We start from the raw sequence: 24230 nt of genomic DNA on the forward strand, positions 1-24230 counted from the left end.
GCACAGGACTTCACCTATGGCGAAGCTGATTCTCTTCAACAAGCCGTTTCACGTATTGAGTCAGTTTACCGACGAGCGCGCCAGCCATCCCAGAGCTACCCTAGCCGACTGGATTGACCAACCCGGCGTTTATCCGGCCGGTCGACTCGATTACGATTCCGAAGGGCTTTTACTGCTCACCGACCAGGGCGCATTACAGCATCGTATCGCATCGCCCACCAACAAAATGCCCAAGACTTACTGGGTTCAGGTCGAAGGTGAGCTCACAGACGAGGCCCTGCACAAGCTTCGCAAAGGTGTCGTGTTGAAAGACGGAATCACGCGGCCGGCCAGAGCGGAGCGACTTGAAACACCCGACCTGTGGCCCCGCAATCCGCCGGTGAGATTTCGACAGAATGTGCCTACCACTTGGCTGGCGCTGACTATTACCGAAGGCAAAAACCGGCAGGTTCGCCGAATGACAGCGGCGGTGGGCCACCCTACCTTGAGACTGATCCGGGTCCGCATCGGGGACTGGACCCTGGATAACCTGAAGCCCGGCGAATACCGAAGTGTTACGGTCAATCTGCCCGACACTCCCCCGAAACTATCAACCAGGCCCAAAAGGAGGCGTCACCGATCATGACCTGGAAACCCCATGCCACCGTGGCGGTGGTTGTTGAAGACGATCAGGGCCGGTTTCTTCTGGTTGAGGAAGTCAGTGGCGGGAAGGTGGTTTTCAATCAACCCGCAGGCCATATCGAGGAGAACGAGGCCATTCTGGATGCCGTACGCCGGGAAACCCTCGAAGAGACCGGGTGGGAGATAGAACCGGTTTATTTCCTCGGCATCTACACCTACAAGGCCCCCGCCAATGGTGTCACCTACTACCGGTTCTGTTATGCCGCCAAAGCTCTCCGGCACGCCACCGACAAGCTGGATACCGGCATCATCGGCCCACACTGGCTGACGCCGGAGGAAATCCGGAAACTCGGTGACCAGCTTCGAAGCCCCCTGGTGCTCCAGTGCATCGAGGATTACCGAAACGGACGCAAATTCCCCCTTGATGTGGTTGTGGATGGACAGACGTAATCACCGGATGATGTTAAAATTCGCGCTTTTGACCGGTTCCCAGACGAAATGACCCAGAATACTGAGCCCCAATCCCCCGAGCACACCCGCGTGATCGTCGGCATGTCCGGCGGCGTGGATTCCTCCGTTGCGGCCTGGCTCCTGAAAGATCAGGGGTACCAGGTGGAAGGCCTGTTTATGAAAAACTGGGACGAGGACGACGGGACCGAATACTGTACTGCAATGACTGATCTGGCAGATGCCCAGGCTGTTGCCGATGCCATCGGCATCAAACTGCACACCGCCAGCTTCGCCGCGGAGTACTGGGACCGGGTATTCGAGCATTTTCTGTCGGAATACAGTGCCGGCCGAACCCCCAACCCGGACATCCTCTGCAACAAGGAAGTAAAATTCCGGGCGTTTCTGAATTACGCCGTTACTCTGGGCGCCGACTATATCGCGACCGGCCATTACACACGCCAGCGCCCGCTCAAGGATGGTAGCGGCAAGGCCCAGTTGCTCAAGGGACTGGATCCCAACAAAGACCAGAGCTACTTCCTCCATGCCGTCTCCGGCGAGCGCATCGCCCGCACCCTGTTTCCGGTGGGCGAACTGGAAAAGCCGGAGGTTCGCCGGATTGCTGAAGAGCAGGGGTTCGTTACTCACGATAAAAAAGATTCGACAGGAATCTGTTTTATCGGGGAACGGAAGTTTACCGATTTTCTGAAACAGTACCTGCCCGCTCAGCCCGGCAACATTGAAACGCCCGACGGCACGGTGATTGGCAAACATCAAGGCCTGATGTATCACACCATAGGGCAACGTCAGGGCCTTGGCATTGGCGGTCTTGCGGAGTTTGGCGACGACCCCTGGTATGTGGCAGAAAAAAACCTCAAGCGGAATGTATTGATTGCCGTCCAGGGCAAGCATCACCCGCTGTTATTTTCGCGGGGACTGGTCTCGGGCCCTGTTGACTGGGTGGCCGGCGAACCTCCGGCACAGAAGTTCCGCTGCAAGGCGAAAACCCGATATCGCCAACCGGATCAGGATTGCGAGGTTACCGTCATAGAGGGTGGCGTGAAGGTCATCTTCGACGACGCCCAGCGTGCCGTAACTCCCGGTCAATCCGTGGTTTTCTATCAAGGTGAGGTGTGCCTGGGCGGCGGTGTTATTGAGCAAACCTGGCGCGATAACGAAGCCTTACCGGCAAGACTTGAGCGCCTGGCAAGTGAAGGATCTGACACATGAGCCGCTCCCTGCATGACCAGACCCTGGCGCTGGCCGGCCTGTGTCAGGCTGCGACCCTGGTGCAGCAGATTGCCCATAATGGCAACTGCAATGAAGACAGCCTGGAAACCTGTATTCGCTCATTGTTTGCCACCAACCCGGCCTCCACACTGGATGTCTACGGCGGCGAACTGTCTGACATACGGGAAGGGTTGACGGTGCTTTCGACGGTACTGGCCCAGCACGGCCAACCCCAGGACGTAGAAATCCTGCGGTACGTGTTCAACCTGATCCAGCTTGAAGCCAAACTCAAACGCTCCCCGGACATGCTGGACGTTATCGGGAACAGGATCGAGCAGGCCCGGCATACCGCCAGCCATTTCGGTTACAGTCACAGCAACCTTCTGGGCAATGTCGCCTCGATCTATGCCGATACCATCAGCACCTTCCGTTTGCGCATTCAGGTAACCGGCAACCCGCAGATACTCCAGCGTAATGAAAATGCAGACAAGGTACGGGCCCTGTTGCTGGCCGGCATCCGATCTGCCGTGCTGTGGAGGCAAAGTGGCGGCCATCGCTGGCAACTCATTTTCACCCGCAAGAAGGTCATCAGCCATGCCCGGGAGTTGCTGCGCTGATTCAGCGAGCCGGCTGGTGTATCATTAGCAGCTTCATTTTCCTGTCCCGCTTTTTCTTTGATGAACTGAGAGGTTTTCGATGGAACTCACCGCCCTGACCGCTATTTCTCCGGTCGATGGCCGCTACGGCAGCAAAGTCAGTGTATTTCGCAGTATTTTCAGTGAATACGGCCTGATCCGTAACCGGGTAACCGTCGAAATCCGCTGGTTGCAGAAACTGGCTGCCCATCCGGCGATTACCGAAGTGCCCGCGTTTTCCGCCGAAGCCAATGCGTTTCTGGACAAGATGGTCAACGAGTTCAGTCTGGCCGATGCTGAGCGAATCAAGGAAATCGAACGCACCACCAACCACGACGTGAAAGCGGTTGAGTACCTGATCAAAGAAAAAATTGCCGACGTGCCTGAGCTGCACGCGGTGACCGAATTTGTTCACTTTGCCTGCACCTCAGAGGACATCAACAACCTGTCCCATGGTCTGATGCTGCGCGAAGGCCTGGATCACGGCCTGCTGCCGGCCATGGACAACCTGGTCGAAAAGCTGGCCGAGCTGGCCCGGGAGCACGCTGAACAGCCCATGCTGTCCCGCACCCACGGTCAGACCGCCTCCCCGACCACGGTCGGCAAGGAACTGGCCAACGTGGTCTATCGCCTGCGCCGCCAGCTGATGCAGATCCGCGAAGTGGAAATCATGGGCAAGATCAACGGTGCAGTGGGTAACTACAACGCCCACCTGTCTGCCTACCCGGACGTGGACTGGGCTGCCAACGCCGAAGAATTCATTGAGAGCCTGGGCCTCGACTGGAACCCGTACACGACCCAGATCGAACCCCACGACTACATCGCCGAACTCTATGATGCCATTGCTCGCTTCAATACCATCCTGATCGACCTGGACCGGGACATCTGGGGCTACATCTCCCTGGGCTATTTCAAACAGAAAACGGTGGCCGGTGAAATCGGATCTTCTACCATGCCCCACAAGGTGAATCCGATCGACTTCGAGAATTCCGAAGGTAATCTCGGCATCGCCAATGCCCTCTTCGGCCATTTGTCAGCCAAGCTGCCGATTTCGCGCTGGCAGCGTGACCTGACCGACTCCACCGTTTTGCGCAACCTGGGCGTTGGCTTTGCCCACAGCCTGATTGCCTACGAAGCCACCCTCAAAGGTCTGGGCAAGCTGGAAATCAACCCGGCCCGTCTGAACGAAGACCTGAACAACGCCTGGGAAGTACTGGCGGAGCCGATTCAGACCGTGATGCGCCGTTACAACATCGAGAAACCCTACGAAAAGCTCAAGGACTTGACCCGCGGCAAGGCCATGACGCCCGAAGTCATCAAGAATTTCGTGGAAACCCTGGAGATCCCGGAACAGGCGAAGGCCGAACTGCGCGCCCTGACCCCGGACAACTACATCGGTAACGCGATCGACCAGGCCAAAGACATCTAGGCAGGAGCAACACCATGGATATGCTTGGCGGGCTGACGGCCAATGAATTTCTGCGCGACTACTGGCAGAAAAAGCCTCTGGTTATCCGCCAGGCGTTTCCCGGTTTTCAATGCCCGGTCAGCCAGGATGAGCTGGCCGGACTGGCCTGCGAAGAAGCCGTTGAATCCCGCATCGTCATCGAGAACGATGCCGGGAAACCCTGGCAGCTTCACAATGGCCCGTTCACTCCGGATCGTTTCAGCGAGCTGCCGGAGCAGGACTGGACCTTGCTGGTCCAGGGCCTGGACCACTGGGTACCGGAAATTGCTGATCTGCTCGACAACTTCCGGTTCATCCCTAACTGGCGGCTGGACGACATCATGGCCAGCTACGCACCGACAGGCGGTAGCGTTGGGCCCCACTACGATATGTATGACGTGTTTCTGCTGCAGGCCCAGGGCCACCGCCGCTGGACCTTCGGCGGACACTGTGACCACAGATCGCCACGGGTAGAAGGTACACCCTTACGGATTTTGAGCAGTTGGGACGGCGAAGAAACTGTGACCCTGGCGCCGGGTGACATGCTTTACCTGCCACCAGGCGTTGGCCATCATGGGGTGGCGGAAGACGACTGCATTACCCTGTCTGTGGGTTTTCGGGCACCTACGGTCGACGACGTACTGACCAGCTTTACCGACTACCTGAGCCAGAAGGAAAAAGCGGCTGAACATCTGGATGACCCTGACCTTCAGGTTCAGGAGAACCCCGGGACTATCGGCGCCGACGTGGTTGAACGTCTCGACGCGGTAATTCGGGAGCAACTCGGTGATCGGCGTAATCTGGCCCTTTGGTTCGGGCAGTTCGCTACCGTCCCCAAAAGCATGGACATCGTCGTTCCAGCCGAGGAGCCGGCGGAGGCCGAAGATCTGGCCGAAGCCATTCGGGCCGGTGAACAACTGCGCTGGAATGAAGGCTCCCGTTTCGCCTACCATGAGCTGGACAACGAGACCGCTCTGTTTGTTGATGGCGAACAATTCCTGCTCAAGGGCGACGCCCGTCCGCTGGCTCCCCTGCTCTGTGCCCGCTCCCGTATTGACATGGCGACACTGGCAGAATTTGCCGGCGACGAAGCCTTGCTGGGGCTGTTGACCAACCTCTACAACCAGGGCTCGATCTATTTCGAGTAAGCCATGGATCTGAGATTTCGCAAATACAGCTGGCAACTGGCACCCGGGTCGGTTCGCGAGATTCGCCAGCGGGTGTTTATCGATGAGCAGAAGGTGCCGCCAGAGCTTGAGTGGGATGACACCGACGAGATTGCTGATCATTATCTTGCCGTCAATGCGTCCAACCAACCCGTGGCCACCGCCCGCCTGTTTTCCGCCCTGGAAGAAACCGGCTACATCGGCCGCATGGCCGTGTTACCGGAAGCCCGGGGCAAAGGTGTTGGAGAAGCCCTGCTCAGGCACCTGATCGCCGAGTCTGCCGGCCGTTACCAGGAAATCCGGCTCTCAGCGCAGGAACATGCCACCGGTTTTTACCAACGCTGCGGCTTCCACATCTGTTCGCTTACCCCCTATGACGATGCCGGCATTCCACACCTCGACATGCGCTGTCTGGCACCGGATCTCGCCCACAGGGCCGGTGCAGAGCGCAGCAATCCGTTAATCCTGGGGGCGGATGAAGAATCCTGGCTGTTTGACCAGCCCTCATCCTTCATGAACCTGATGGATTCCCTGGTTGGCCAGGCTGGCCAGCGCCTGTGGCTTTACGACCGGATTCTGGATCATGAATTCTACGACAGGCATCGCCTGCGGGAACTGGTATCCGCCCTTGCCCGTCGCCATCGCCTGAGCGAAGTTCGTTTGTTGATTCACGACGACAAGCCATTGGTGCAACGGCGACACCAGCTGGTGGAACTGATGCGCCGGCTCACCAGCCGCATTGAGCTCCGGCTGGTGAACGAGGACTACCCCATGGAGGATCAGCCCTTCCTGCTGGTCGACCGCCAGGGCGTGTTGTACCGACACAGCTTTGACAAGACCGAGGGCTTTGCCGATTTTTCCGCCGGCCGGCGGGTCCGGCTGATGGAAGAGGCGTTCCAGAAAATGTGGGACGCCGCGCGCCCCTCTCTGGAGTTACGCGAACTACCGCTCTGAATGGGACACATGAACCGCCTGAGGTGACTCGAAACTGGCCCCGAAGGGCGCAAATTCCTCATCCACCTCTTCCGCCACTTCCACAATCAGTTTCCGTAGCCACTGATGGTCAGAGTTGTGCTGCAGCAGCGGGCTCCAGGCCATCTTGAGTTCAAAGGGCGGAATCTCAAAAGGCGGCACCTTAACCACCAGGTTGGGATTATCCTTTTGCAGCCAGGCGGCTCTTGATGGCAGCGTGGCGATCAGGTCGTGCTGTTCCGCCAGCAGCATCGCTACCTGATAATGGCGGGTAAACACGGAAATCTGGCGCTTGCGCCCCATTCTGCCCAGTGCCTCGTCCACCCAGCCCAGGCGTTGAACATCCTTCGGATTCACCCCCACCCCGACACCAAAACCGGTCTTGCTGACCCAGATATGACTGGCATCCAGATAGGTATCCAGTGTGAAAGGCTCTTTCAGGATCGGGTTCCGGGCGTTCATCAAGCACGCAAAGTATTCCGTCCAGAGGGTTTTCTGGTGAAACGACTGCGGAATTTTATCGAAACGGTTAATCGCCATGTCCAGGCGACCCTGCTCCACATCCAGAAAACTGACATCACTGGGCGTCAGAACATCCAGCGTGACATGCGGTGCTTCCTGTCGGATACGGCGCAACACCCGTGGCATCAGGCAGGATTCCGCGTAATCACTGGCCATGATCCGGAACACCCGCTGGCTCTCACCGGCCGCAAACGGTGTTTTTTCCTGCACCGCCTGCTCGATATCCGATAGAATCCCGCGAACCAGTGGCTGCAATTCCCTGGCCCGCTCGGTGGCCGTCATGCCTTCACTGGTTCGCACCAGCAGCGGGTCGCCAAACAGATCCCGCAGCCGCCGCAAACCGTTACTCATGGCGGGCTGGGTTATGCCGAGATGATTGGCCGCCTTGGTTACATTGCGCTCCCGCAACAGCACGTCCAGGTATACCAGCAGGTTCAGATCAACGCGGGAAATATCCATAAGCAGCCAGTCCTCACAGCCATCAGCAGGGTGTATTATTCATTACCGTAATATACAGGAAACCAAAAATTCACGTAATAAATGGGGCTTCCGTCGTGCTTACAACCAGAAACGGACGGGATAGCATATTTCTGCTAGGCTTTCAGGGCGTTACCGAATAACATCAAAACTAATAAAAGCCCTCGGGCCAGACGTTCATTCAATCCGGAGCCATAATCCACACCATGGATACCACTACCATTGTGCTGCTGCTCGCCGCGATCGTCACCGTTTCCCTGGTTATTATCGTTTTCAGTCAGATGCGGGAAAAAGCGAGAATCGAACGCGTTCGCAAAATGACGGCTCAGGAAGATGCTTACAACAAGGCCTACCGCCTGCTTACCGAGATTCCCGGCCAATACCTCACACCAGACCTCAAACTGTTGCTGCTCAAGCGCATGGAAGATGCCTGCCAGGAACTGACCGCGCTGAAGAGTGACCAGCCGGTAAAACAGTGGCTTGAGAATATTGCGCAAACCAGAAAACAGATTCTGGAGAAAAACGACCAACGCCCCCCCGTAAAAGTCGACTCTCCGGAAAAGTCCACCTACATCAAAGAACTGCTTCAGGCCTTATTCAAGCTGATTGAGGCTATGCACAAAGCCGGTCGGATTGACTCTGCCACCGCCAAGAAAAATCTGAAGTATGTTCTGTTTCTGGTGCACAAGACCCACGCCGACCTGCACGTATTCCAGGCCCGGGATTTCATTCGCCAGAACCAGATCCGCAAGGCCATTCACGCTTACCACCTTGCCAGTACTGAGATGGGCAAATCCCGGGACAACCCTCTGGCCATGAAAGCGGTGAAGAGTTTCCGTACCCGCATCAAGGAACTTGAGGAAATGAGCACAGAGGGCAAGATGAATGAGGAAAGCCATTCCAAGCTGGACAAGGAATGGGACAACTTTCTGCAGGACGACGGCACCTGGAAGAAAAAAGCGGATTACGACGACTGAACGCCGCTTCGTAAACGCCCATATCTCAAGGATGACGCAACATCGTGTTTAACAGAATCAGGCAACGGCTCTCCTATCGCCTCACCCGGGACACGGTCCTGGTCGCCATGGTGCTGGGCCTGGTACTGAACCTGATCCAGATTACCCTGGACTACTTCACCGCCCGGGAATCGATGGACCGCGAAGTTCGCGCCCTGATTGAAATCAGCCAGAGCCCGGCCTCCCAGATTGCTTATAACATTGATGTCCGGCTCGCGGAGGAGCTGCTCGACGGCCTCTTGCAACACCCTGCCACCATAGACGCCCGAATTATTGACAGCGATGGCCAGACCATGGCTGCGGCCAGCCAGAGCAGCCCGGTTTCCCGCTATCGCTGGATCAGCGATCTGCTGTTTGGCGCCAGCCGCGTGTTCAATGAGGAACTGCAGGTGCCGCAATTGGCGGATCTGCCTCTGGGCCAGCTTGTTGTAACCATCGACACCTATCATTACGGCATACAGTTTCTCACCCGGGCGACCAATACCCTGATTATCGGGCTGCTGAAAAGCCTTGCGCTCTCCGGTGTACTGCTCGCCATTTTCTATTTTGTGTTGACCCGGCCCATGATGAACGTCATCAACGCCCTCAGTCAGGTGCGGGCAAGTTCTCCGGAGAAAGTCCGGCTTCCGATTCCGGAAAACCACAAAGGTGATGAAATCGGCACCATGGTGGGCATCATCAACCAGCACCTGGAAAACATGGAAGTGAGCGTAGCCAAGCTGCGATCCGCCGAAAGCGCCATGAAAAACTATTCCAGCCAGCTGGAACGGGAAGTGGAGGACCGCACCCGGGAGATTTCGGAAAAAAATGAAGCTTTGCTGCGCGGTAACCGGGCGCTGGTCCGCGCCAAGGAAGACGCTGTTCGCAGAGCTCGCGCCCGGGCCAACTTTCTGGCAAGCATGAGCCACGAAATCCGCACACCACTCAACGGTGTTCTGGGCATGTTGGGTCTGGCACTGGAAAGCGAGAAAGACGCAGGTCAACGCAATCGCCTGGAAATCGCTCTGAATGCCGGTGAGAGCTTACTCGGCCTGCTCAACGACATTCTCGACATCTCCAAGGTAGAGGCTGGCAAACTCTCCCTGGAAAGCATTCCTTTCAGCATGAGAAAACTGATTGAAGAATGCGCAACCCTGCACGCTCAACAAGCCCGGCGCAAAGGCATTAACCTGGTTAACGAGACCGCGCCGGATTTGCCAGAGCATTTTCTGGGGGACCCCACCCGTACCCGTCAGATTCTGAACAATCTGCTCAGCAATGCCATCAAATTCACGGATGCAGGCACCGTAAAGATTCGCACCAGCTGGTCCGGGGGCAGCTTGCGACTGGAAGTCATCGACACCGGGATCGGTATGTCGAGAGAAGGCCTGCACCGGATATTCTCACCGTTTTCCCAAGCCGATACTGACACCACCCGCCTCTACGGCGGAACCGGGCTTGGGCTGACACTCTGCAGACAACTGGTGGAGCGAATGCATGGCCAGATTCTGGTGGATTCCAAGGAAGGCGCCGGAACCCACTTTACCGTGACCCTGCCGCTTCCGGTACACCAGGGCGATGAACCGGAGATCGCAGAAGGCGTGCTACGACGCCTGAGCGATATTGGTATTGCCATGGCCCTGCCCCAGAGCAACCCTCACAGACTGGCCATTGAGTCCCAGTTACGTTCCTGGAACATACCGGTGCGAAGTGCCAGTCGGCATCCGGAAGGAATCCTGCTGATTGATGCCGCAAATTCGCCCCGGGAAAGCCTTGCCTTTGCCAATGACTGGCGCGGAGAAGGGGTGATTCTGGCCGATCAGTCCGGAACCGCAACCAGCAATCACACCAGACACTGCGTCGTGGCACTGCCGCTGCGCAGGGACGACTTGTTCCGATGCCTCTGCGCAGCCGGCGGACTGGATTCGGGTGGGCACTCAACACGCCCGGATCGGTCGCTTGGCACAGGCCAGCAACCGATACCGGCTCTAAACATTCTGTTGGTGGAAGACAATCAGGTCAACCAGTTGGTGGCCAGCAGCCTGTTGAAGAAACTGGGGCACCGGGTAGATCACGCGGAGAACGGGCGCAGAGCCCTTGAGGCACTCCAAAACAAAACTTACGACCTGGTGCTGATGGACTGCCAGATGCCGGTTATGGATGGTTACGAAGCAACCCGTGCTATCCGCCAGAACCCCCAATGGCAGACGCTACCCGTCATTGCGGTAACCGCCAATGTGATGCAGGGCGACCGGGAGGATTGCCTGGCATCGGGCATGAATGACTACATCACCAAGCCCTACAATCGTGACGAACTCAGGGCGGTTATCGCTCGCTGGGCTCCACTGCCTCCAGAATCTCCAACAGACTCCTGAGTTCCTGTCGCAGTGACAGCAATCGCTCCGGATCAATATCCAGACCACACATAAGTCGGCCAGGCACGTTCGCCGCCTTGGCCCGCAGCGCCCGTCCGGCATTGGTCAGCCTCAGCCGAACCACCCGCTCATCCTCGGCGAGCCGAGCCCGTTGCAACAGATCCCGCTGCTCCAGGCGTTTAAGCAGCGGCGTCAAAGTGCCCGAATCCAGTCTTAATCTGGCCCCCAGGTCGCTGACCCGCGGCTTGATTCCCTCACGGTCCGCTTCCCACATCACCAGCATGACCAGGTACTGGGGATAGGTCAGCCCCAGCTCCTCAAGTATCGGCCGGTATCTGGCAGTCACCGCCCGGTTCGCTGCATACAGTGCAAAACAGATCTGGTTATCAAGCGCCAGTATCTGATCGTTATCTGTCATGGTCAGAGCAATTTCTCGATATCGGCGCGGATGTCGGCCGGCTTGGCCGTTGGCGCATAGCGCCGCACAACCTGACCTTCCCGGTTGACCAGAAACTTGGTGAAATTCCACTTCACTTTCTCAGAACCCATCAGGCCTTTGGCCTCACGTTTCAGGAACCGAAACAGCGGATGTGTGCCGTCACCATTCACCTCAATCTTGGCGAACATGGGGAAACTGACACCGTAGTTCAGGGAGCAGAACTGGCTGATGGCATCGTCGTTACCAGGATCCTGATTCATGAACTGGTTACAAGGGAAACCCAGTACCTCAAACCCACGCTCCCCCAATTCCTCATGGAGCGACTGCAGCCCCTCAAACTGAGGTGTAAAACCACATTTTGAGGCCGTATTTACGATAAGCAGAACCTTGCCCCGATAATCGTCCAATGAAACTTCCTGCCCTTTAATATCTTTGGCACTGAAGCTGTAGATGGTTTCGCTCGCCATGAAATGTCTCTCCTGTAGTGGCCGGCTCGGGCCGATTTGTATGAACGACCGAATTGTATTGTGCACAATTTAATTTCCCGCAACAATACTGCGAATTGTCAGTTCGGGTCAGCCTGATGACACATCACTTCAAAGACGGTCCGTAAACTATCCTGATTTGGCCACAATTCCACACAATTGCCCCTGTTACCCCGAGGCGTCCCTCCGCTAGAATAAGGCTTTCGTTCAGAACCTTAGCGAAGGACCCAGGCTCCCATGCAGAACTTTTTCAAATCCGCCAAGCTCGACAATGTCTGTTATGAAATTCGTGGCGTGGTTCTGCGTGAGGCCCGCAGGCTCGAAGAAGAAGGGCACCGCGTTCTGAAGCTGAATATCGGCAATCCGGCAGCCTTCGAGCTCGACGTGCCGGAAGAAATCCAGCAAGACGTCATCTACAACATGCATCAGGCCCAGGGCTACGTGGAATCCAAAGGCCTGTTTTCGGCCCGAAAGGCCGTGATGCACTATTGCCAGCAGCGGGGCATTGCCAAAGTCGATATTGATGACATCTACCTCGGCAATGGCGTCAGCGAGCTGATCGTGATGTCCATGCAGGCATTGCTAAACACCGGCGATGAAGTGCTCATTCCGGCCCCCGACTATCCGCTCTGGACCGCCGCCGTCACGCTGTCCAGCGGCAAGCCGGTGCATTACCGCTGCGACGAACAACAGGACTGGTTCCCGGACATTGACGATATTCGCAAAAAGATTACCCGCCGGACCCGGGCTATTGTGCTGATCAACCCGAATAACCCGACCGGTGCCGTGTATTCAGAGGAACTGCTACAGCAGGTTCTGGAACTGGCCAGGGAACACAATCTGATCATCCTGTCGGACGAGATCTACGACAAGATCCTCTACGACGGTACCCAGCACACATCCATTGCCTCGATGGCGGACGATGTGCTGTTTTTCACTTACAACGGCCTGTCGAAGAACTACCGGGCGGCTGGTTATCGTTCTGGTTGGATGATCATCAGCGGAGCCAAACACAAGGCCCGGGATCTGATCGAAGGCATCGACATGCTGTCGAACATGCGCCTTTGCGCCAACGTACCGGCCCAGTTGGCGATCCAGACCTCTCTGGGCGGCTATCAGTCCATCAACGACCTGGTAGCACCGGGCGGTCGTCTGTACGAGCAGCGTGAGACCGCCTGGCGCATGCTGAATGACATTCCCGGGGTGAGCTGCGTCAAGCCCAAAGGGGCGCTGTACCTGTTTCCAAGACTGGACCCAAAGCACTTCCCGGTGGTGAATGACGAGAAGCTGGTTCTGGATCTGCTGCTCCAGGAGAAAATACTTCTGGTTCAGGGCTCGGCCTTCAACATTGATGACAAGCAGCATCTCCGGGTTGTTTTCCTGCCCAGAGCGGACACGCTGTCGGATGCCATGGGCCGTCTGGGCAATTTCCTTGAACACTATCGCCAGTAAACCGGAGTCAGTATGGCCGACATTCATGTCGAGGAATTCTACAAGGACGTGGCAATCGCCCTGGTTCAGCTCTACATGTCGTTTCCCCGGCGGGTAAACCTGTTCGTGGAGGATATCGCCGGGCCAGACGAGCCCGACGAATTCGGCCTGCACAGCAAGCGCCACATGGCCTGTTTCGGCGCCCTGCTCTGGCTGTCCGAAGAAGGCCTGCTCCGATACGTGGATACCATTCGCCAGGAAGCTCTGGATCAGGCGGTGCTGACCCGGGAGGCATTTGTTCGGCTCAGCGCCCCGGCCCCGCAGGCGCTTCTGAGGGAACTGTCGGCGGCTTCAAACGAACCCGAATTGCCGCCTTCCGTTCAGAAGGACTTGTCCACCTATATTCATCTGCTGCGCTCCGCCCTGAAAAGCGGCAGTTCCAGCCGCATCAGTCTGGCGGTGCAATCAACCTTCTTTAACGATTCAGGCCTGCAACCCGTTCATTAAATGGCGTTAAGGTTCTTGAACCGCTGAACCGGATCCACATATATCGGTCAGAAAGGCAATACGTTTCCCGGTAAGCTGATACAGGAAAAAACCATGCGTATTCTGTTGTTTCTGGCCACCAACCTGGCCGTTATTCTGGTTGCGAGTTTTACCCTGCGACTGCTGGGGGTCGATAGTTATCTGGCACAACAAGGCATCGACTACGGCTCGCTACTGGCGTTTGCGGCGGTGTTCGGCTTCGCTGGTGCGTTTATCTCGCTGTTCCTCTCCAAGCCCATGGCGAAGTGGAGCACCAAAGCCCGGGTGATCGACTCACCTCGCACGCCGGCGGAGCGCTGGCTGGTTGAAACCGTCGCGGAGCTGGCAAAGAAAGCTGGCATCGGCATGCCCGAAGTGGCGATCTTCCCTGCTCAGCAATCCAATGCCTTTGCCACTGGATGGAATAAAAACGATTCTCTGGTGGCGGTCAGTGAGGGGTTGTTAAGCCGCTTTGACAAGGACGAAATCCGGGCCGTACTGGGTCATGAGATTGGCCATGTAGCCAATGGCGACATGGTGACTCTGACGCTGATCCAGGGCGTGGTAAACACCTTTGTTATCTTCGCATCGCGGGTGATCGGCTCGTTCGTGGACCGGGTCATCTTCAAGAATGAGAACGGCCATGGAATCGGCTTTTTGGTCGTGAGCATCGTGGCAGAAATCGTGCTCGGCATCCTGGCCAGCACCATCGTGTTCTGGTTCTCCCGCCGCCGGGAATACCGTGCCGACATTGCCGGTGCCCAACTGGCAGGGCGAGGCGCCATGATCAGCGCCCTGTCGCACCTGAAAAAGGAAAGCGAGGTTCCGGATCAGATGCCGGACACCCTGCAGGCATTCGGTATCAACCGGGGCGCCCGCGAAGGTCTGGCAGCAATGTTCATGACCCACCCGCCGCTGGAGGACCGAATTGCAGCGCTACAGAACGCCAAACTGTAATCACATGAAAAAGGGCGCCACACAGGCGCCTTTCTCTTTTGACGAGCAAGACATTCAGGGTGTCAGATCTTCAGTTTGAACCCGATGGCCCTGAAGCTGTCCTGAATCGACTTGCTGCTACCCTTCAACTGCACTTTCAGACTCGAGCATTCCCTGCGCACCGGGTAGTCCCTGCGTAACCTGTCAAAGGCCTGCGCCCGCTCTTCAGGATTACCGCGCATGGTCAGCCGCAGGCGGGCATCGTCCCGGCGGGGATCGTAACAGGCGCGCAAAGCAACCTGAACGGCCTCATCCTCATCAGCACTGCTGGTAAAGGACACTTTACTGAGGGCCGGCTCCGGCAGAAACTGTCCGGCTTTCTTGCGCACAGGCAGCCCCAGGTAACGGCACAGGGCCTGGTAGATCATCTCCGTGCCCTGCATCTTGCCTTCCAGGCTGTAGCCGGCAATGTGGGGCGTGGCCAGCCACACCCGGTCTAGCAGATCCGGGTTGATTCTGGGCTCATGCTCCCAGACATCCAGCACCACCGTGGGCGCGTCTGCCTGCTGAAGCCGGGCAAGCAATGCCTCTCCGTCTATCACCTCGCCCCGGCCGGCGTTGATCAACAACTGATCCTGCCCAAGCGCCGCGAGCTCGCTGCCCGCGATCATCCGGTTGGTGGGATGGTCTCCAGTTCGCGTCAACGGCGTGTGCAAGGTTACAACGTCACACTCCAGAGCCTCGGCCAGCGGCACAAACTCCTCTGCGTGCTCTTCTTCAGCTTCCTGCCTGGGCGGATCACAGAGCTTTACCGTGAAATCCAGCCGCTCCAGCATTCGGGCCAACTCACCACCGACATTACCCACCCCGACAATCCCTACCGTCAGGGATGACCAGTCTTCAATACCCCGCTTTTCTGCGTACAGCGACAATACCGAGAGCACATACTCTGCCACACTGACGGCATTGCAGCCTGGCGCAGCGGCGAAACCGATGCCTTGTTCCTGGAGCCAGGCCTGGTCTATGTGGTCCGTTCCAATCGTGGCCGTACCAACGAACCGCACCCGGGCACCCTCCAGCAACTGCCGGTCTACCCGGGTTACCGAACGGACCAGAAGTATATCGGCATCCCTTACCTGGTCCGGAGCCAGCGTCCGGCCATTCACCCGGCGAATCTCTCCGATGTCGCCAAAAAAGGAATCCAGTAAGGGAATATTCTCGTCCGCAACGATCAGCATAACAGTGGTCTCACCAGTGACTCTCAATGACGACGTGGTCTGGGCCCGCGACCGCTGTTGCCCTGCGGCCGGCGACCACCCCGCTTGCGGGTAATCGGCGGGTTATCCATGGCGGCTGTCAGATTCTCATCTGGCACCGCCGTCTTCAGCTTCTGGCTGATGTATTTTTCAATCTCCGGCAGGGCAAACGCGTCCTCTTCACCAGCGAAGCTCACCGATACGCCGGTTTTACCGGCACGGCCAGTACGACCAATGCGGTGAACGTAATCTTCGGCATTGTCTGGCAAATTGTAGTTGAATACATGGGTCACGCCGTTTACGTGGATGCCACGGCCCGCCACATCGGTAGCAACCAGCACCTGGATCTGCCCCTTCTTGAACTGGTCTAGCGTTTTCAGCCGCTTGTTCTGGGCGATCTCGCCAGACATCAACGCCACTTTCACACCCTGGTTTTTAAGATCCTCTTCAAGATCACGGCACTGGTCACGACGGTTGGCGAAAACAATCGCTTTCTCCACTTCCGGTCGCTTCAGGTAATTCACCAGTACCGGCAGCTTTTCGTTATCGGACACGAGGAAAACGGTCTGTTCGACTCGTTCGGCGGTCTTCTGTTCCGGCTCGATCTCGACAAACTCAGCATTTCGGGTCCACATGGATGCCAGGTTGAGGACGTCCTGGTTGAAGGTGGCACTGAACAGCAGGGTCTGGCGCTCATCCTTGGGGGTACACTTGCGAATGATGCGTTTGACGTCCGGGATAAAGCCCATATCGAGCATCCGGTCCGCCTCATCCAGAATGAGGATGTCGAGCTGATCCAGGAAAACATCCTGTGAGCCCAGGAAATCAATCAATCGGCCCGGGGTAGCCACCAGGATGTCGACAATTTCGTTCTGCAACTGCTCCCGCTGCTTGTCGTAGTTCATCCCGCCAACCACAGTAACCACATTGTGGCCAGTGTAATGACACAGCTGTTCGGCGTCCTTGGCAATCTGCATCGCCAGTTCGCGGGTGGGCGCCAGCGCCAGAACACGGGGCTCGGAGGCAAAACGCTCTTTCTCGTCGATCGGAGTCTCCAGCAAAGACTGAATCGCGGTAATCAGAAAGGCTGCAGTCTTGCCGGTGCCCGTCTGAGCCTGGCCAATGAGGTCTTCACAGGCCAGGGTCCAGGGCAGCGTCTCTGCCTGAATGGGCGTGCAGTACTCGAAGCCAATTTTGGAAATGGCATCCAGCAGTCGCTTGTCCAGGTTGAGGTCGCTGAAGCGTAAATCGCCGGTATGCTTTGGTTCTGATGTCATAGGGGTTCAGGTATCCTTGATTGATCGTATTCCTGCTCTGCAGTTAACAGACGGGTCTTCAATTGAGCCCAGGTTTCATCTATCCGGGCGCCAGTGCTGTAGAACTGCAGGAGCGAATCGTAGAACTGCTGTGCACGGCGGGGTAATCCACAGGCAAGATACTCGCTCGCCTGGTTGAGCACATTCAGGCGGAATGCATCTCCATCGGCAGCGCCTCCGCCGGCGAGGTTGTCGACACTGATGTGAAAGCGGAAGCCGGCCGCCAGGGAAAACAGACACTCTATGGCCTGAGGTTTCACCTCCACCTGCTCAAACGCTTGCTGCTGTTCAGGTGTTCGTCCATCCGGACAGTACCAGTATCCGTAATCGTACATTGTGCGCCGATGCTCACCGGCAATGCACCAGTGGGCAATCTCGTGCAGGGCACTGGCAAAAAAACCATGGGCAAAGACTACCCTGGCGAGACCCTCGGGCTCGCTCACAGGGAGATATTCCGGTTCTTCGCTGCCCCTGACCAGAATCGTCCGGTATGATTCCCGGAACAGGTCATTGAACAGCATGATAAGATCGTCTGGATTGTGATTCATCGGTTGGCTATTGTGCGACTTTAACGCGGCCAATACCAGTGGGAACTTTCGCCACAGCATGGTGTCCACTGGCTTCGAACCGACTTCATGCATACCAGAATCAGGAAATGACCGTATCCATGTCAGCAGTCCAGGCCTTCAGTGCTCCTACGCGAAATCTGTCCTACCATCTTCTGCTTGTGTTGGCAGTGGTACTGTCGCTGGCGTCTCCCGGAGTCAAGGCTCTGGGCTCCGGCAATGGCAGCCTGTTTGGTAACAGCGAATTTCTGCCGGTAGATGAAGCACTGCCCTTTGATTACACCACTGATAACGGGGCTGTGGTGCTGGCCTGGAATATCACCCCCGGCCATTACCTCTATAAAAGCCGCATACAGATCAATGCCGTAACTGATGGTGTACAGGTTGGCGAACCCGGCTTTTCTTTGCCGGGCACGCTGACTGAAGACGAATTCTTTGGTGAGATCACCGTTTTTTTTGATCCGGTCCAGGCCAGGGTCCCCATCACCCTGCCCGACGGTGTCCGGGAAGCGGAGCTTCAGGTGACCTACCAGGGCTGTGCAGAGGCCGGGCTTTGTTATCCCCCGCAGACCCGGGACATCCTCTATTACCCTGGTGGCGACACCGCCGGCACCGCTGCCAACAGAGTGACCTCCAATACCGGAAATGCGGCGCCCGCAGATACCTCCACCGCGACCGGCCTCGCCGGCTTTCTGTCCAGCCAGTCGATCTGGATGATCGCCGGCGTATTCTTTTTGCTTGGTCTGGGGCTGACCTTTACGCCCTGCGTTCTGCCCATGGTCCCCATCATCTCCTCCATGGTCTCCGGGCGTAATACAAGAACCACCAGCCACGCATTATTGCTGTCTGGCAGCTATGTGCTGGGCATGGCATTAACCTACGCCGCGGCGGGTGTCATTACCGGCCTGCTGGGCGCCAGCTTCAATCTCCAGGCGCAGCTACAGTCGCCCTGGGTGCTGAGTGTTTTCGCTGGCCTGTTCGTGGTCTTTGCGCTGTCGATGTTCGACTTGTTCGAAATCCAGCTACCACGTTTTATTCGGGAACCCCTCAACGATGCCAGCCATCGCCTGACTGGTAGCCGTGTCGCCAGCATCTTCGGCATTGGTGCCCTTTCAGCACTTATTGTCTCGCCCTGCGTGTCTGCGCCACTGGCCGGCAGCTTGCTGTACATTTCCACCACTCAGGATGCCGTGATCGGCGGTGTGGCGCTGCTGGCACTGGGCCTGGGCATGGGAGTTCCCCTGATTCTGGTTGCCGTTGGCGGCCGGAAACTGCTGCCAAGCTCAGGGCACTGGATGACCACGGTGAAGCACTTCTACGGTGTCATGCTGCTGGCCGTGGCTATCTGGCTGGTTGAGCGCCTGGTACCGGTCTGGTTCAGCCTGACCATGTGGGGGCTGCTGATTGCTATTACTGGCGTACAGCTGGGCGCATTCGATGCCGCCAAGGCTGGCTGGCAGCGCACCCGTAAGGGGCTGGGGCTAGTTATGTTTGCCTATGGCCTGGCCTTGCTGGCCGGTGCCGTCAGCGGCGCCAACGACCCGCTCAAGCCGCTGGCGCCCTTTGTCGCCTCCGCGGCGCCGGGACCAGTGGCGGGCGAGCTATCACATGCCAGCTTCCAGCGTGTTGAGGATCCGAACCAGATCCGCACATTGCTGGCCAATGCCAGTGACCGGGGGCAGCCCGTCATGCTGGACTTCTATGCGGACTGGTGTATTTCCTGCAAAGTCATGGAACGCAATGTGTTCAGCGATCCCCAGGTCATCCAGGCACTGTCACCCTACACCCTGCTGCAGATCGACATGACGGACAACACGCCCGCCCAGCAGGCCCTGCTGGATGAACTCGGCCTGTTTGGCCCCCCGGCAATACTGTTCTATCAGGCGAGCGGGTCAGAGCTCAGCAACGCCCGCGTACTGGGCGAGATGGATCGGGATCAGTTTCTGGAGCACGTGGCCAACATTGGTCAGAAACTCTGAGTCAGGCGTCCTGACAGCGGCGGATCAGAAACAGGAATTCGCCGCCCGCTTCCTGCTGACTGAGAAGTTCGTGCCCGAGGAACTGGCAGAACCTCGGGATATCCCGAGTGGTTGAAGGATCGGTGGCCACCACCCGCAGCACCTGCCCAATCTCAACATCGTGGATGCGATTGTGCAGCATCATGACCGGCTCGGGACAGAATAGTCCCCGTGCATCCAGTTCTGCGTGATAATCATGATCGGACACGCGTGACCTCCTGCAAGTAGCGTGATTTTTCTGAATCCAGTGCTAAATTATTGTTTATAGCAGCGAAAATAAAGGGAGATTGTCATGATTCGGGTACTTATTGAACGCCATATTGCCGAAACTCTGGAGTCGGCATACGAAGACCGGGCCAGAAAAGTGTTACAGCAGGCCGTCAGTGCCCCGGGCTTTATCTCCGGTGAGACCCTGGTCGACTGCCGCGACCCCAACCATCGCATGACACTGGCAAACTGGCGCTCAGAGGCAGACTGGGATCGCTGGTACCGCTCTCCTGAACGCCGGGAATTAATGGCGGAACTCACCCCCATGATGGACCGGGATGAAGCCATTACCGTGCTCCAGCACAGCGATATGCCGTGAGCCCGGCGATCAGTCCAGGCGCTCGATGAAGCAGGTTATTTCTTCCCTGTCGTGGTAGAGGTGCCGGGCCCGGAGCCGGCAATTGAGCTCGGCCTCTGCCAGCCCCTGCAGCAGTATGTCCCGGCAGATCAGCCACTCCTCATAACGTTTCTTCATAGGTAGCTTGAGATTGAACACGGTGTAGCGACACAGCTTGCCGCCTACCCACTCCAGCGCCAGGCGCGCTGTTTTTCGGGGCTTGTCGACGATATCGCAGACCATCCAGTCCACGGCCCGCTTCGGGCGCCAGGCGTAGCCATCAGCCCGGACATGCTCAACATGCCCTGTGGCCATCAACTCTGGATTCATGGGGCCATTATCGACCGCCGTCACCATCATGCCCTGCTGTACCAGTTGCCAGGTCCATCCGCCGGGAGCGGCGCCCAGATCCACCGCTTTCCGCCCCCCACCCAGATAGTCCAGGTAACGATCTTCAGGAATGAAGACTTTCCACGCCTCTTCGAGTTTGAGCGCAGACCGGCTGGGCGCTGAGGCAGGCAAACGCAAACGGGGTATGCCCTGCGGAAAAGGGGATCGATTATCGGCCAGGCTTAACCCGACAACAGCCGTTTCGAAATCCAGCAACAGCAACTCCAGACGGTCACCTTTGGCACTGGCCGAGTCCTGCGCCAGCATGTCCGCCTCCCTGAGTCCGCGGGACAGGGGTGCCACCCATTTTCGGGCAAAGTTACCCAGATCGCGGTCTTCATTGGTTTCCGTAAGCCGGGTTTCCAGTCGTGATGCCAGGCTGCCCTGCCAATCGGCGCCCCGGAGGAACTCGATAACGGCTCCAACCCGGTCCCTGGCCGGCAGCGGGCAATCGCCAATCACCAGAAACCAGTCCCGCACAAAGACCAGCTCGTCCAACGGTATTCTCTGCATCAATTCAAAGGCAGATTCGGGCCCGCCAAGGGTAAACCGCACGAGCCCTGCGTTCCTGATCGGCTGAAAGTAACCGAACAGACCACAAGCGGCCGCCGAATCCATCAACTCCTGGCCCGCCTCGGTTTCAAACCCCGGGCGACACATCAGCATTATCTGTTGCATTCCATAACCTTGTTGGTGACCACTGTCAGGATTCTGACGCACTGACAGCGATAAAACTTGAACGTGTTTAACGGCAGCACTTGTTCACGCTGGCTACACTTTCTGCCTCCCAACGTACCGCTTGGTGGAAGATGCTCCGACTCTGGAACCTGCTTACGGCCTGTTTTCTGGCCACGGCTTGCCTGCTGTTCAGCGGCCAGCTTGCGGCTATGGAACCGTGTCCCGCTCTTGATGCCGCCAGCCCGGACGCCCGAAGTGCGATCAACCACCACATCTGTTTCTACTCGGCCCGCCCGGGTGAACCCGCCCATTCAGCAACCGCACCGGAGGACCTGCCGGCTGAACTGGCCTGGAAATCAGCCCGGGGCCATGATCTGGTATTCAGTCACACGGATTCCGTGTACTGGATTCAGCTCAATGTCCGCAACAGCAGCACAGAATCCGGTCTCTGGTACCTGAAGCTTCATTACCCACTGCTGGATGAGGTGACGTTCTGGCAAAAAAGCCGCTACCAAAGCGGCTACAGCCCTGAAGACGTCCGACCGCCACTGGCGACCGGCGACTTGTTCCCGTTCGCCACAAGAGGCATAGATTACCGTTATTACCTGCTCCCCGTCACACTGAATGCCGGGGAAAGCCGCGCCATCCTCATCCGGGTGCATAGCAGTGGCGCACTGAATGTGCCCCTGGGCCTGATGACACCGGGTGAGGTTGTTGCCGAAAGCAATCATCTCACTCTCGTGCACGGCCTGTTTTATGGCGCGATGCTGGTACTGGCGGCATTCAACCTTCTGCTGTTCTTCAGTTCCGGCACCCGTTACTACTTTTACAACGCCTTCTACATTGCCTCTCTGGGTATGTTCCTGTTCGCCATGGGCGGCTTTGCCAACCAGTACTTCTGGCCCAACAGTACGGCGCTGGCAAATCTCTCCATTCCACTGACGCTCGCGGTCTGTGCACTGGCAATGGCCCTTTTTGGCAGTTCCTTTCTGGAGGTCGGCCCGGGAACTCTTTCGGCCAAAGCGCTGAAATCACTGGCCACAATCGCCGCGGGCGCTGTGACAGTGACACTCATCATTCCCTATACAAAATCCATTCTGATCAACACCGCGTTGGCGCTTGTGGTAATTGTGGCTCTGCAGGTCATCGCCTACGTCCGCTGGCGACAGGGCTACAAACCCGCCTTCTGGTACCTGGCAGCCTGGATGGTGATGGTTATCGGCGCACTGATCTATGCCATGGCCGCGTTTGGCTATCTGGGCGATTACCCGGCCCGGGAAGTGATGATGCAGGCGGTCGTCGGTGGCCAGGTGATCCTTCTGAACTATGCCCTGGTGCAACGCTGGCGCCTGCTTAACCAGAAATTGCTGGATGTCGAACACCAGGCCCGGACGGAACTGGAACTAAAGGTTCATGAGCGCACGGCCCAGCTCCGCAACACCATGCGGGAACTGGAGCAGGCAAACCGGAAACTGGCCTCTATAAGCCTCAATGATGCGCTCACCGGCCTGTACAACCGGCGTCACATGGATAACCTTTTACCCGAACTCTGCAGGGAGGCCCGTCGAACCGGAAATCCATTATCCCTGGCCCTGATTGATGCAGATCACTTCAAGCGAATTAACGACACCTGGGGCCATGACTTTGGCGATCGGTGCCTGAAACAGATCGCGGGTATTCTGGATGAGCATGTCAAACGCCCCAGGGATGTGGCCATCCGGTTTGGCGGTGAGGAATTTGCCCTGCTGCTCCCGGGCACGGACCTGGACGGGGCACGCACGCTCTGTCTCGCCATACTCAAAGCCATGCGGAAAACCCCGCTTATCGCTCCGGGCAATGAGACTTTTCATCTGACACTCAGCGCCGGGATCGCCGAACTGGCTACGGGACAGGAGCCGTCCGACCTCTTCCGGAAAGCCGATGAAGCACTCTATCAGGCCAAAGGCGCAGGGCGGAATCAGATCGTACTCGCCAATCGTGTTTCAACGCCTGATCAAAGTACGGCATCTTCGGCAAACTGACGCGTCAGAAGAGCAGCCTGCGCAATCAGGTCGGACTGTTGCTCTGGCTGCCGCGCCAGAGGCTGAAAATCGTGATTTCCGCCGTCCAGCCAGCACAGCCGGGTAAGGCCCGGGATCTGCCCCTGCGCCTTCAGCTCATCCGGTTTGCCGAATGGGTCCCGGGTACCCTGCACCACCAATAGAGGAACCGCAACCTCACCCAGATGTTCAATCCGCCAACGATCCAGCTTCCCCGGCGGGTGAAACGGATAGCCGTAACAGGCAACGCCATCAACATCCCTGGACCTCCCGGCAGCCAGAAGCGTGGCCATCCGCCCTCCCATTGATTTCCCCCCCACCAGCAGCGGTACCTGACTTCCGAGCTCCTCTCTGGCCAGGGACACCTGATCTTCAAATGCCGCCAGCAAAGCCGGCTGCCGATCGGGCGGTCGTTTTCTGCCATCCTCCCGACGCTTCACCATATAGGGAAACTCGAACCGCACACTTTCGATGCCCTGCCCTGCGAGAGCCTCCGCTAACAACTCCATGAACAATGAATCCATGGGCGCGCCAGCACCGTGGGCCAGTATCATTACGGCTTTGGCATCTTTTCCGTAGCCTTTGGTCTTAATTCTTTTCACCAATTTTCCCTCTCTCGCTCCTGTCGCAGATCAAACCCGGTGACAGAATGGATCTGGC

General features: G+C 57.5%; 24 protein-coding genes. 15 read left to right on the forward strand and 9 right to left on the reverse strand.

What is annotated here, in order from left to right; all coding sequences use genetic code 11:
- Positions 1–16: 16 nt before the first annotated feature.
- From ACAM27_RS12740 to ACAM27_RS12770, 7 genes are all read left to right on the forward strand, one after another.
- A complete protein-coding gene (locus tag ACAM27_RS12740) occupies positions 17–625 on the forward strand; it encodes a pseudouridine synthase (protein ID WP_369612083.1) in 609 nt (202 codons plus the stop codon).
- Positions 622–1071, forward strand: a complete 450-nt coding sequence (locus ACAM27_RS12745) for an NUDIX hydrolase (protein ID WP_014421221.1) — start codon at positions 622–624, stop codon at positions 1069–1071. Before ACAM27_RS12740 ends, ACAM27_RS12745 begins: the two co-directional genes overlap by 4 nt.
- A 48-nt stretch (positions 1072–1119) precedes the next feature.
- Positions 1120–2298, forward strand: a complete 1179-nt coding sequence (gene mnmA / locus ACAM27_RS12750; RefSeq protein WP_369612084.1) for a tRNA 2-thiouridine(34) synthase MnmA — start codon at positions 1120–1122, stop codon at positions 2296–2298.
- Positions 2295–2915, forward strand: coding sequence for a high frequency lysogenization protein HflD (hflD, locus tag ACAM27_RS12755; protein ID WP_022991054.1), 621 nt, complete (start codon positions 2295–2297; stop codon positions 2913–2915). The genes mnmA and hflD overlap by 4 nt, the downstream gene beginning before the upstream one ends.
- A 79-nt stretch (positions 2916–2994) precedes the next feature.
- Positions 2995–4362 carry an adenylosuccinate lyase gene (purB, locus tag ACAM27_RS12760; RefSeq protein ID WP_014421218.1) on the forward strand — a complete coding sequence of 456 codons (1368 nt, stop codon included), beginning with the start codon at positions 2995–2997 and terminating at the stop codon, positions 4360–4362.
- Positions 4363–4376: 14 nt separating this feature from the next.
- Positions 4377–5528 (forward strand): JmjC domain-containing protein, encoded by a 1152-nt coding sequence (locus ACAM27_RS12765; protein WP_369612085.1) that lies wholly within the window; start codon positions 4377–4379, stop codon positions 5526–5528.
- Between the two features lie 3 nt (positions 5529–5531).
- On the forward strand, positions 5532–6500 hold the full coding sequence (locus ACAM27_RS12770) for a GNAT family N-acetyltransferase (protein WP_369612086.1): 969 nt from the start codon (positions 5532–5534) through the stop codon (positions 6498–6500).
- Here the strand turns inward: ACAM27_RS12770 and ACAM27_RS12775 are convergent.
- Complete coding sequence (locus ACAM27_RS12775; RefSeq protein ID WP_369612087.1) at positions 6489–7499, reverse strand: LysR family transcriptional regulator; 1011 nt, start codon at positions 7497–7499, stop codon at positions 6489–6491. The genes ACAM27_RS12770 and ACAM27_RS12775 overlap by 12 nt on opposite strands.
- Before the next feature lie 224 nt (positions 7500–7723).
- Between ACAM27_RS12775 and ACAM27_RS12780 the strand changes: the two genes are divergently transcribed.
- Positions 7724–8494, forward strand: coding sequence for a hypothetical protein (locus tag ACAM27_RS12780; RefSeq protein ID WP_369612088.1), 771 nt, complete (start codon positions 7724–7726; stop codon positions 8492–8494).
- A 44-nt stretch (positions 8495–8538) separates the two neighbouring features.
- Positions 8539–10887, forward strand: a complete 2349-nt coding sequence (locus tag ACAM27_RS12785; RefSeq protein ID WP_369612089.1) for an ATP-binding protein — start codon at positions 8539–8541, stop codon at positions 10885–10887.
- Here ACAM27_RS12785 and ACAM27_RS12790 read toward each other — a convergent pair.
- Entirely contained in the window at positions 10838–11305 is a 468-nt protein-coding gene (locus tag ACAM27_RS12790; protein ID WP_014421213.1) for a MarR family winged helix-turn-helix transcriptional regulator, read from the reverse strand. The two genes, ACAM27_RS12785 and ACAM27_RS12790, sit on opposite strands and share 50 nt — an antisense overlap.
- Positions 11306–11307: 2 nt before the next feature.
- Positions 11308–11793, reverse strand: coding sequence for a glutathione peroxidase (locus tag ACAM27_RS12795; RefSeq protein ID WP_014421212.1), 486 nt, complete (start codon positions 11791–11793; stop codon positions 11308–11310).
- Between the two features lie 255 nt (positions 11794–12048).
- Between ACAM27_RS12795 and ACAM27_RS12800 the strand changes: the two genes are divergently transcribed.
- The 3 genes from ACAM27_RS12800 (at position 12049) to htpX (ending at position 14724) form a co-directional block, all read left to right on the forward strand.
- Complete coding sequence (locus tag ACAM27_RS12800) at positions 12049–13263, forward strand: pyridoxal phosphate-dependent aminotransferase (protein ID WP_011785252.1); 1215 nt, start codon at positions 12049–12051, stop codon at positions 13261–13263.
- A gap of 12 nt (positions 13264–13275) precedes the next feature.
- A complete protein-coding gene (locus ACAM27_RS12805) occupies positions 13276–13749 on the forward strand; it encodes a hypothetical protein (RefSeq protein ID WP_014421210.1) in 474 nt (157 codons plus the stop codon).
- 93 nt (positions 13750–13842) lie between these two features.
- Positions 13843–14724, forward strand: a complete 882-nt coding sequence (htpX, locus tag ACAM27_RS12810; RefSeq protein WP_141066870.1) for a protease HtpX — start codon at positions 13843–13845, stop codon at positions 14722–14724.
- Between the two features lie 62 nt (positions 14725–14786).
- On the opposite strand, the gene pdxB is transcribed toward htpX, so the two are convergent.
- From pdxB to ACAM27_RS12825, 3 genes are read right to left on the reverse strand one after another with little or no spacing between them, the layout of a single operon-like run.
- Positions 14787–15941 (reverse strand): 4-phosphoerythronate dehydrogenase PdxB, encoded by a 1155-nt coding sequence (pdxB, locus tag ACAM27_RS12815; RefSeq protein ID WP_113879054.1) that lies wholly within the window; start codon positions 15939–15941, stop codon positions 14787–14789.
- A 23-nt stretch (positions 15942–15964) separates the two neighbouring features.
- Entirely contained in the window at positions 15965–17236 is a 1272-nt protein-coding gene (locus ACAM27_RS12820) for a DEAD/DEAH box helicase (RefSeq protein WP_014421207.1), read from the reverse strand.
- Positions 17233–17823 carry an elongation factor P hydroxylase gene (locus tag ACAM27_RS12825; RefSeq protein WP_222180076.1) on the reverse strand — a complete coding sequence of 197 codons (591 nt, stop codon included), beginning with the start codon at positions 17821–17823 and terminating at the stop codon, positions 17233–17235. The genes ACAM27_RS12820 and ACAM27_RS12825 overlap by 4 nt, the downstream gene beginning before the upstream one ends.
- Positions 17824–17942: 119 nt before the next feature.
- Here ACAM27_RS12825 and dsbD point away from each other — a divergent pair, with 119 nt between their 5' ends.
- Positions 17943–19820, forward strand: coding sequence for a protein-disulfide reductase DsbD (gene dsbD, locus ACAM27_RS12830; RefSeq protein ID WP_369612090.1), 1878 nt, complete (start codon positions 17943–17945; stop codon positions 19818–19820).
- Between the two features lies 1 nt (position 19821).
- Here dsbD and tusA read toward each other — a convergent pair whose 3' ends face one another.
- Positions 19822–20067: a sulfurtransferase TusA gene (gene tusA, locus ACAM27_RS12835; RefSeq protein ID WP_014421203.1), complete on the reverse strand. Its 246-nt coding sequence runs from the start codon at positions 20065–20067 to the stop codon at positions 19822–19824.
- A gap of 84 nt (positions 20068–20151) precedes the next feature.
- Here tusA and ACAM27_RS12840 point away from each other — a divergent pair, with 84 nt between their 5' ends.
- Positions 20152–20445: an antibiotic biosynthesis monooxygenase gene (locus tag ACAM27_RS12840; protein WP_011785260.1), complete on the forward strand. Its 294-nt coding sequence runs from the start codon at positions 20152–20154 to the stop codon at positions 20443–20445.
- A 9-nt stretch (positions 20446–20454) separates the two neighbouring features.
- Here ACAM27_RS12840 and rlmM read toward each other — a convergent pair whose 3' ends face one another.
- Positions 20455–21531 (reverse strand): 23S rRNA (cytidine(2498)-2'-O)-methyltransferase RlmM, encoded by a 1077-nt coding sequence (gene rlmM / locus ACAM27_RS12845; protein ID WP_369612091.1) that lies wholly within the window; start codon positions 21529–21531, stop codon positions 20455–20457.
- Between the two features lie 131 nt (positions 21532–21662).
- Here rlmM and ACAM27_RS12850 point away from each other — a divergent pair, with 131 nt between their 5' ends.
- Positions 21663–23552 (forward strand): diguanylate cyclase, encoded by a 1890-nt coding sequence (locus ACAM27_RS12850; protein WP_369612092.1) that lies wholly within the window; start codon positions 21663–21665, stop codon positions 23550–23552.
- On the opposite strand, the gene ACAM27_RS12855 is transcribed toward ACAM27_RS12850, so the two are convergent.
- Complete coding sequence (locus tag ACAM27_RS12855; protein ID WP_369612093.1) at positions 23525–24172, reverse strand: alpha/beta family hydrolase; 648 nt, start codon at positions 24170–24172, stop codon at positions 23525–23527. The genes ACAM27_RS12850 and ACAM27_RS12855 overlap by 28 nt on opposite strands.
- Positions 24173–24230: the final 58 nt, after the last annotated feature.

Source organism: Marinobacter sp. RI1, from assembly GCF_041155085.1.
Taxonomy (GTDB): domain Bacteria; phylum Pseudomonadota; class Gammaproteobacteria; order Pseudomonadales; family Oleiphilaceae; genus Marinobacter; species Marinobacter nauticus.

Excerpts from the sequence above, each read along its gene's own strand:
- ACAM27_RS12740 (WP_369612083.1), top strand. The coding sequence starts at position 17 with ATGGCGAAGCTGATTCTCTTCAACAAGCCGTTTCACGTATTGAGTCAG.
- ACAM27_RS12745 (WP_014421221.1), top strand. The coding sequence starts at position 622 with ATGACCTGGAAACCCCATGCCACCGTGGCGGTGGTTGTTGAAGACGAT.
- mnmA (WP_369612084.1), top strand. The coding sequence starts at position 1,120 with ATGACCCAGAATACTGAGCCCCAATCCCCCGAGCACACCCGCGTGATC.
- hflD (WP_022991054.1), top strand. The coding sequence starts at position 2,295 with ATGAGCCGCTCCCTGCATGACCAGACCCTGGCGCTGGCCGGCCTGTGT.
- purB (WP_014421218.1), top strand. The coding sequence starts at position 2,995 with ATGGAACTCACCGCCCTGACCGCTATTTCTCCGGTCGATGGCCGCTAC.
- ACAM27_RS12765 (WP_369612085.1), top strand. The coding sequence starts at position 4,377 with ATGGATATGCTTGGCGGGCTGACGGCCAATGAATTTCTGCGCGACTAC.
- ACAM27_RS12770 (WP_369612086.1), top strand. The coding sequence starts at position 5,532 with ATGGATCTGAGATTTCGCAAATACAGCTGGCAACTGGCACCCGGGTCG.
- ACAM27_RS12775 (WP_369612087.1), bottom strand. The coding sequence starts at position 7,499 with ATGGATATTTCCCGCGTTGATCTGAACCTGCTGGTATACCTGGACGTG.
- ACAM27_RS12780 (WP_369612088.1), top strand. The coding sequence starts at position 7,724 with ATGGATACCACTACCATTGTGCTGCTGCTCGCCGCGATCGTCACCGTT.
- ACAM27_RS12790 (WP_014421213.1), bottom strand. The coding sequence starts at position 11,305 with ATGACAGATAACGATCAGATACTGGCGCTTGATAACCAGATCTGTTTT.
- ACAM27_RS12795 (WP_014421212.1), bottom strand. The coding sequence starts at position 11,793 with ATGGCGAGCGAAACCATCTACAGCTTCAGTGCCAAAGATATTAAAGGG.
- ACAM27_RS12800 (WP_011785252.1), top strand. The coding sequence starts at position 12,049 with ATGCAGAACTTTTTCAAATCCGCCAAGCTCGACAATGTCTGTTATGAA.
- ACAM27_RS12805 (WP_014421210.1), top strand. The coding sequence starts at position 13,276 with ATGGCCGACATTCATGTCGAGGAATTCTACAAGGACGTGGCAATCGCC.
- htpX (WP_141066870.1), top strand. The coding sequence starts at position 13,843 with ATGCGTATTCTGTTGTTTCTGGCCACCAACCTGGCCGTTATTCTGGTT.
- pdxB (WP_113879054.1), bottom strand. The coding sequence starts at position 15,941 with ATGCTGATCGTTGCGGACGAGAATATTCCCTTACTGGATTCCTTTTTT.
- ACAM27_RS12820 (WP_014421207.1), bottom strand. The coding sequence starts at position 17,236 with ATGACATCAGAACCAAAGCATACCGGCGATTTACGCTTCAGCGACCTC.
- ACAM27_RS12825 (WP_222180076.1), bottom strand. The coding sequence starts at position 17,823 with ATGAATCACAATCCAGACGATCTTATCATGCTGTTCAATGACCTGTTC.
- dsbD (WP_369612090.1), top strand. The coding sequence starts at position 17,943 with ATGTCAGCAGTCCAGGCCTTCAGTGCTCCTACGCGAAATCTGTCCTAC.
- ACAM27_RS12840 (WP_011785260.1), top strand. The coding sequence starts at position 20,152 with ATGATTCGGGTACTTATTGAACGCCATATTGCCGAAACTCTGGAGTCG.
- rlmM (WP_369612091.1), bottom strand. The coding sequence starts at position 21,531 with ATGCAACAGATAATGCTGATGTGTCGCCCGGGGTTTGAAACCGAGGCG.
- ACAM27_RS12850 (WP_369612092.1), top strand. The coding sequence starts at position 21,663 with ATGCTCCGACTCTGGAACCTGCTTACGGCCTGTTTTCTGGCCACGGCT.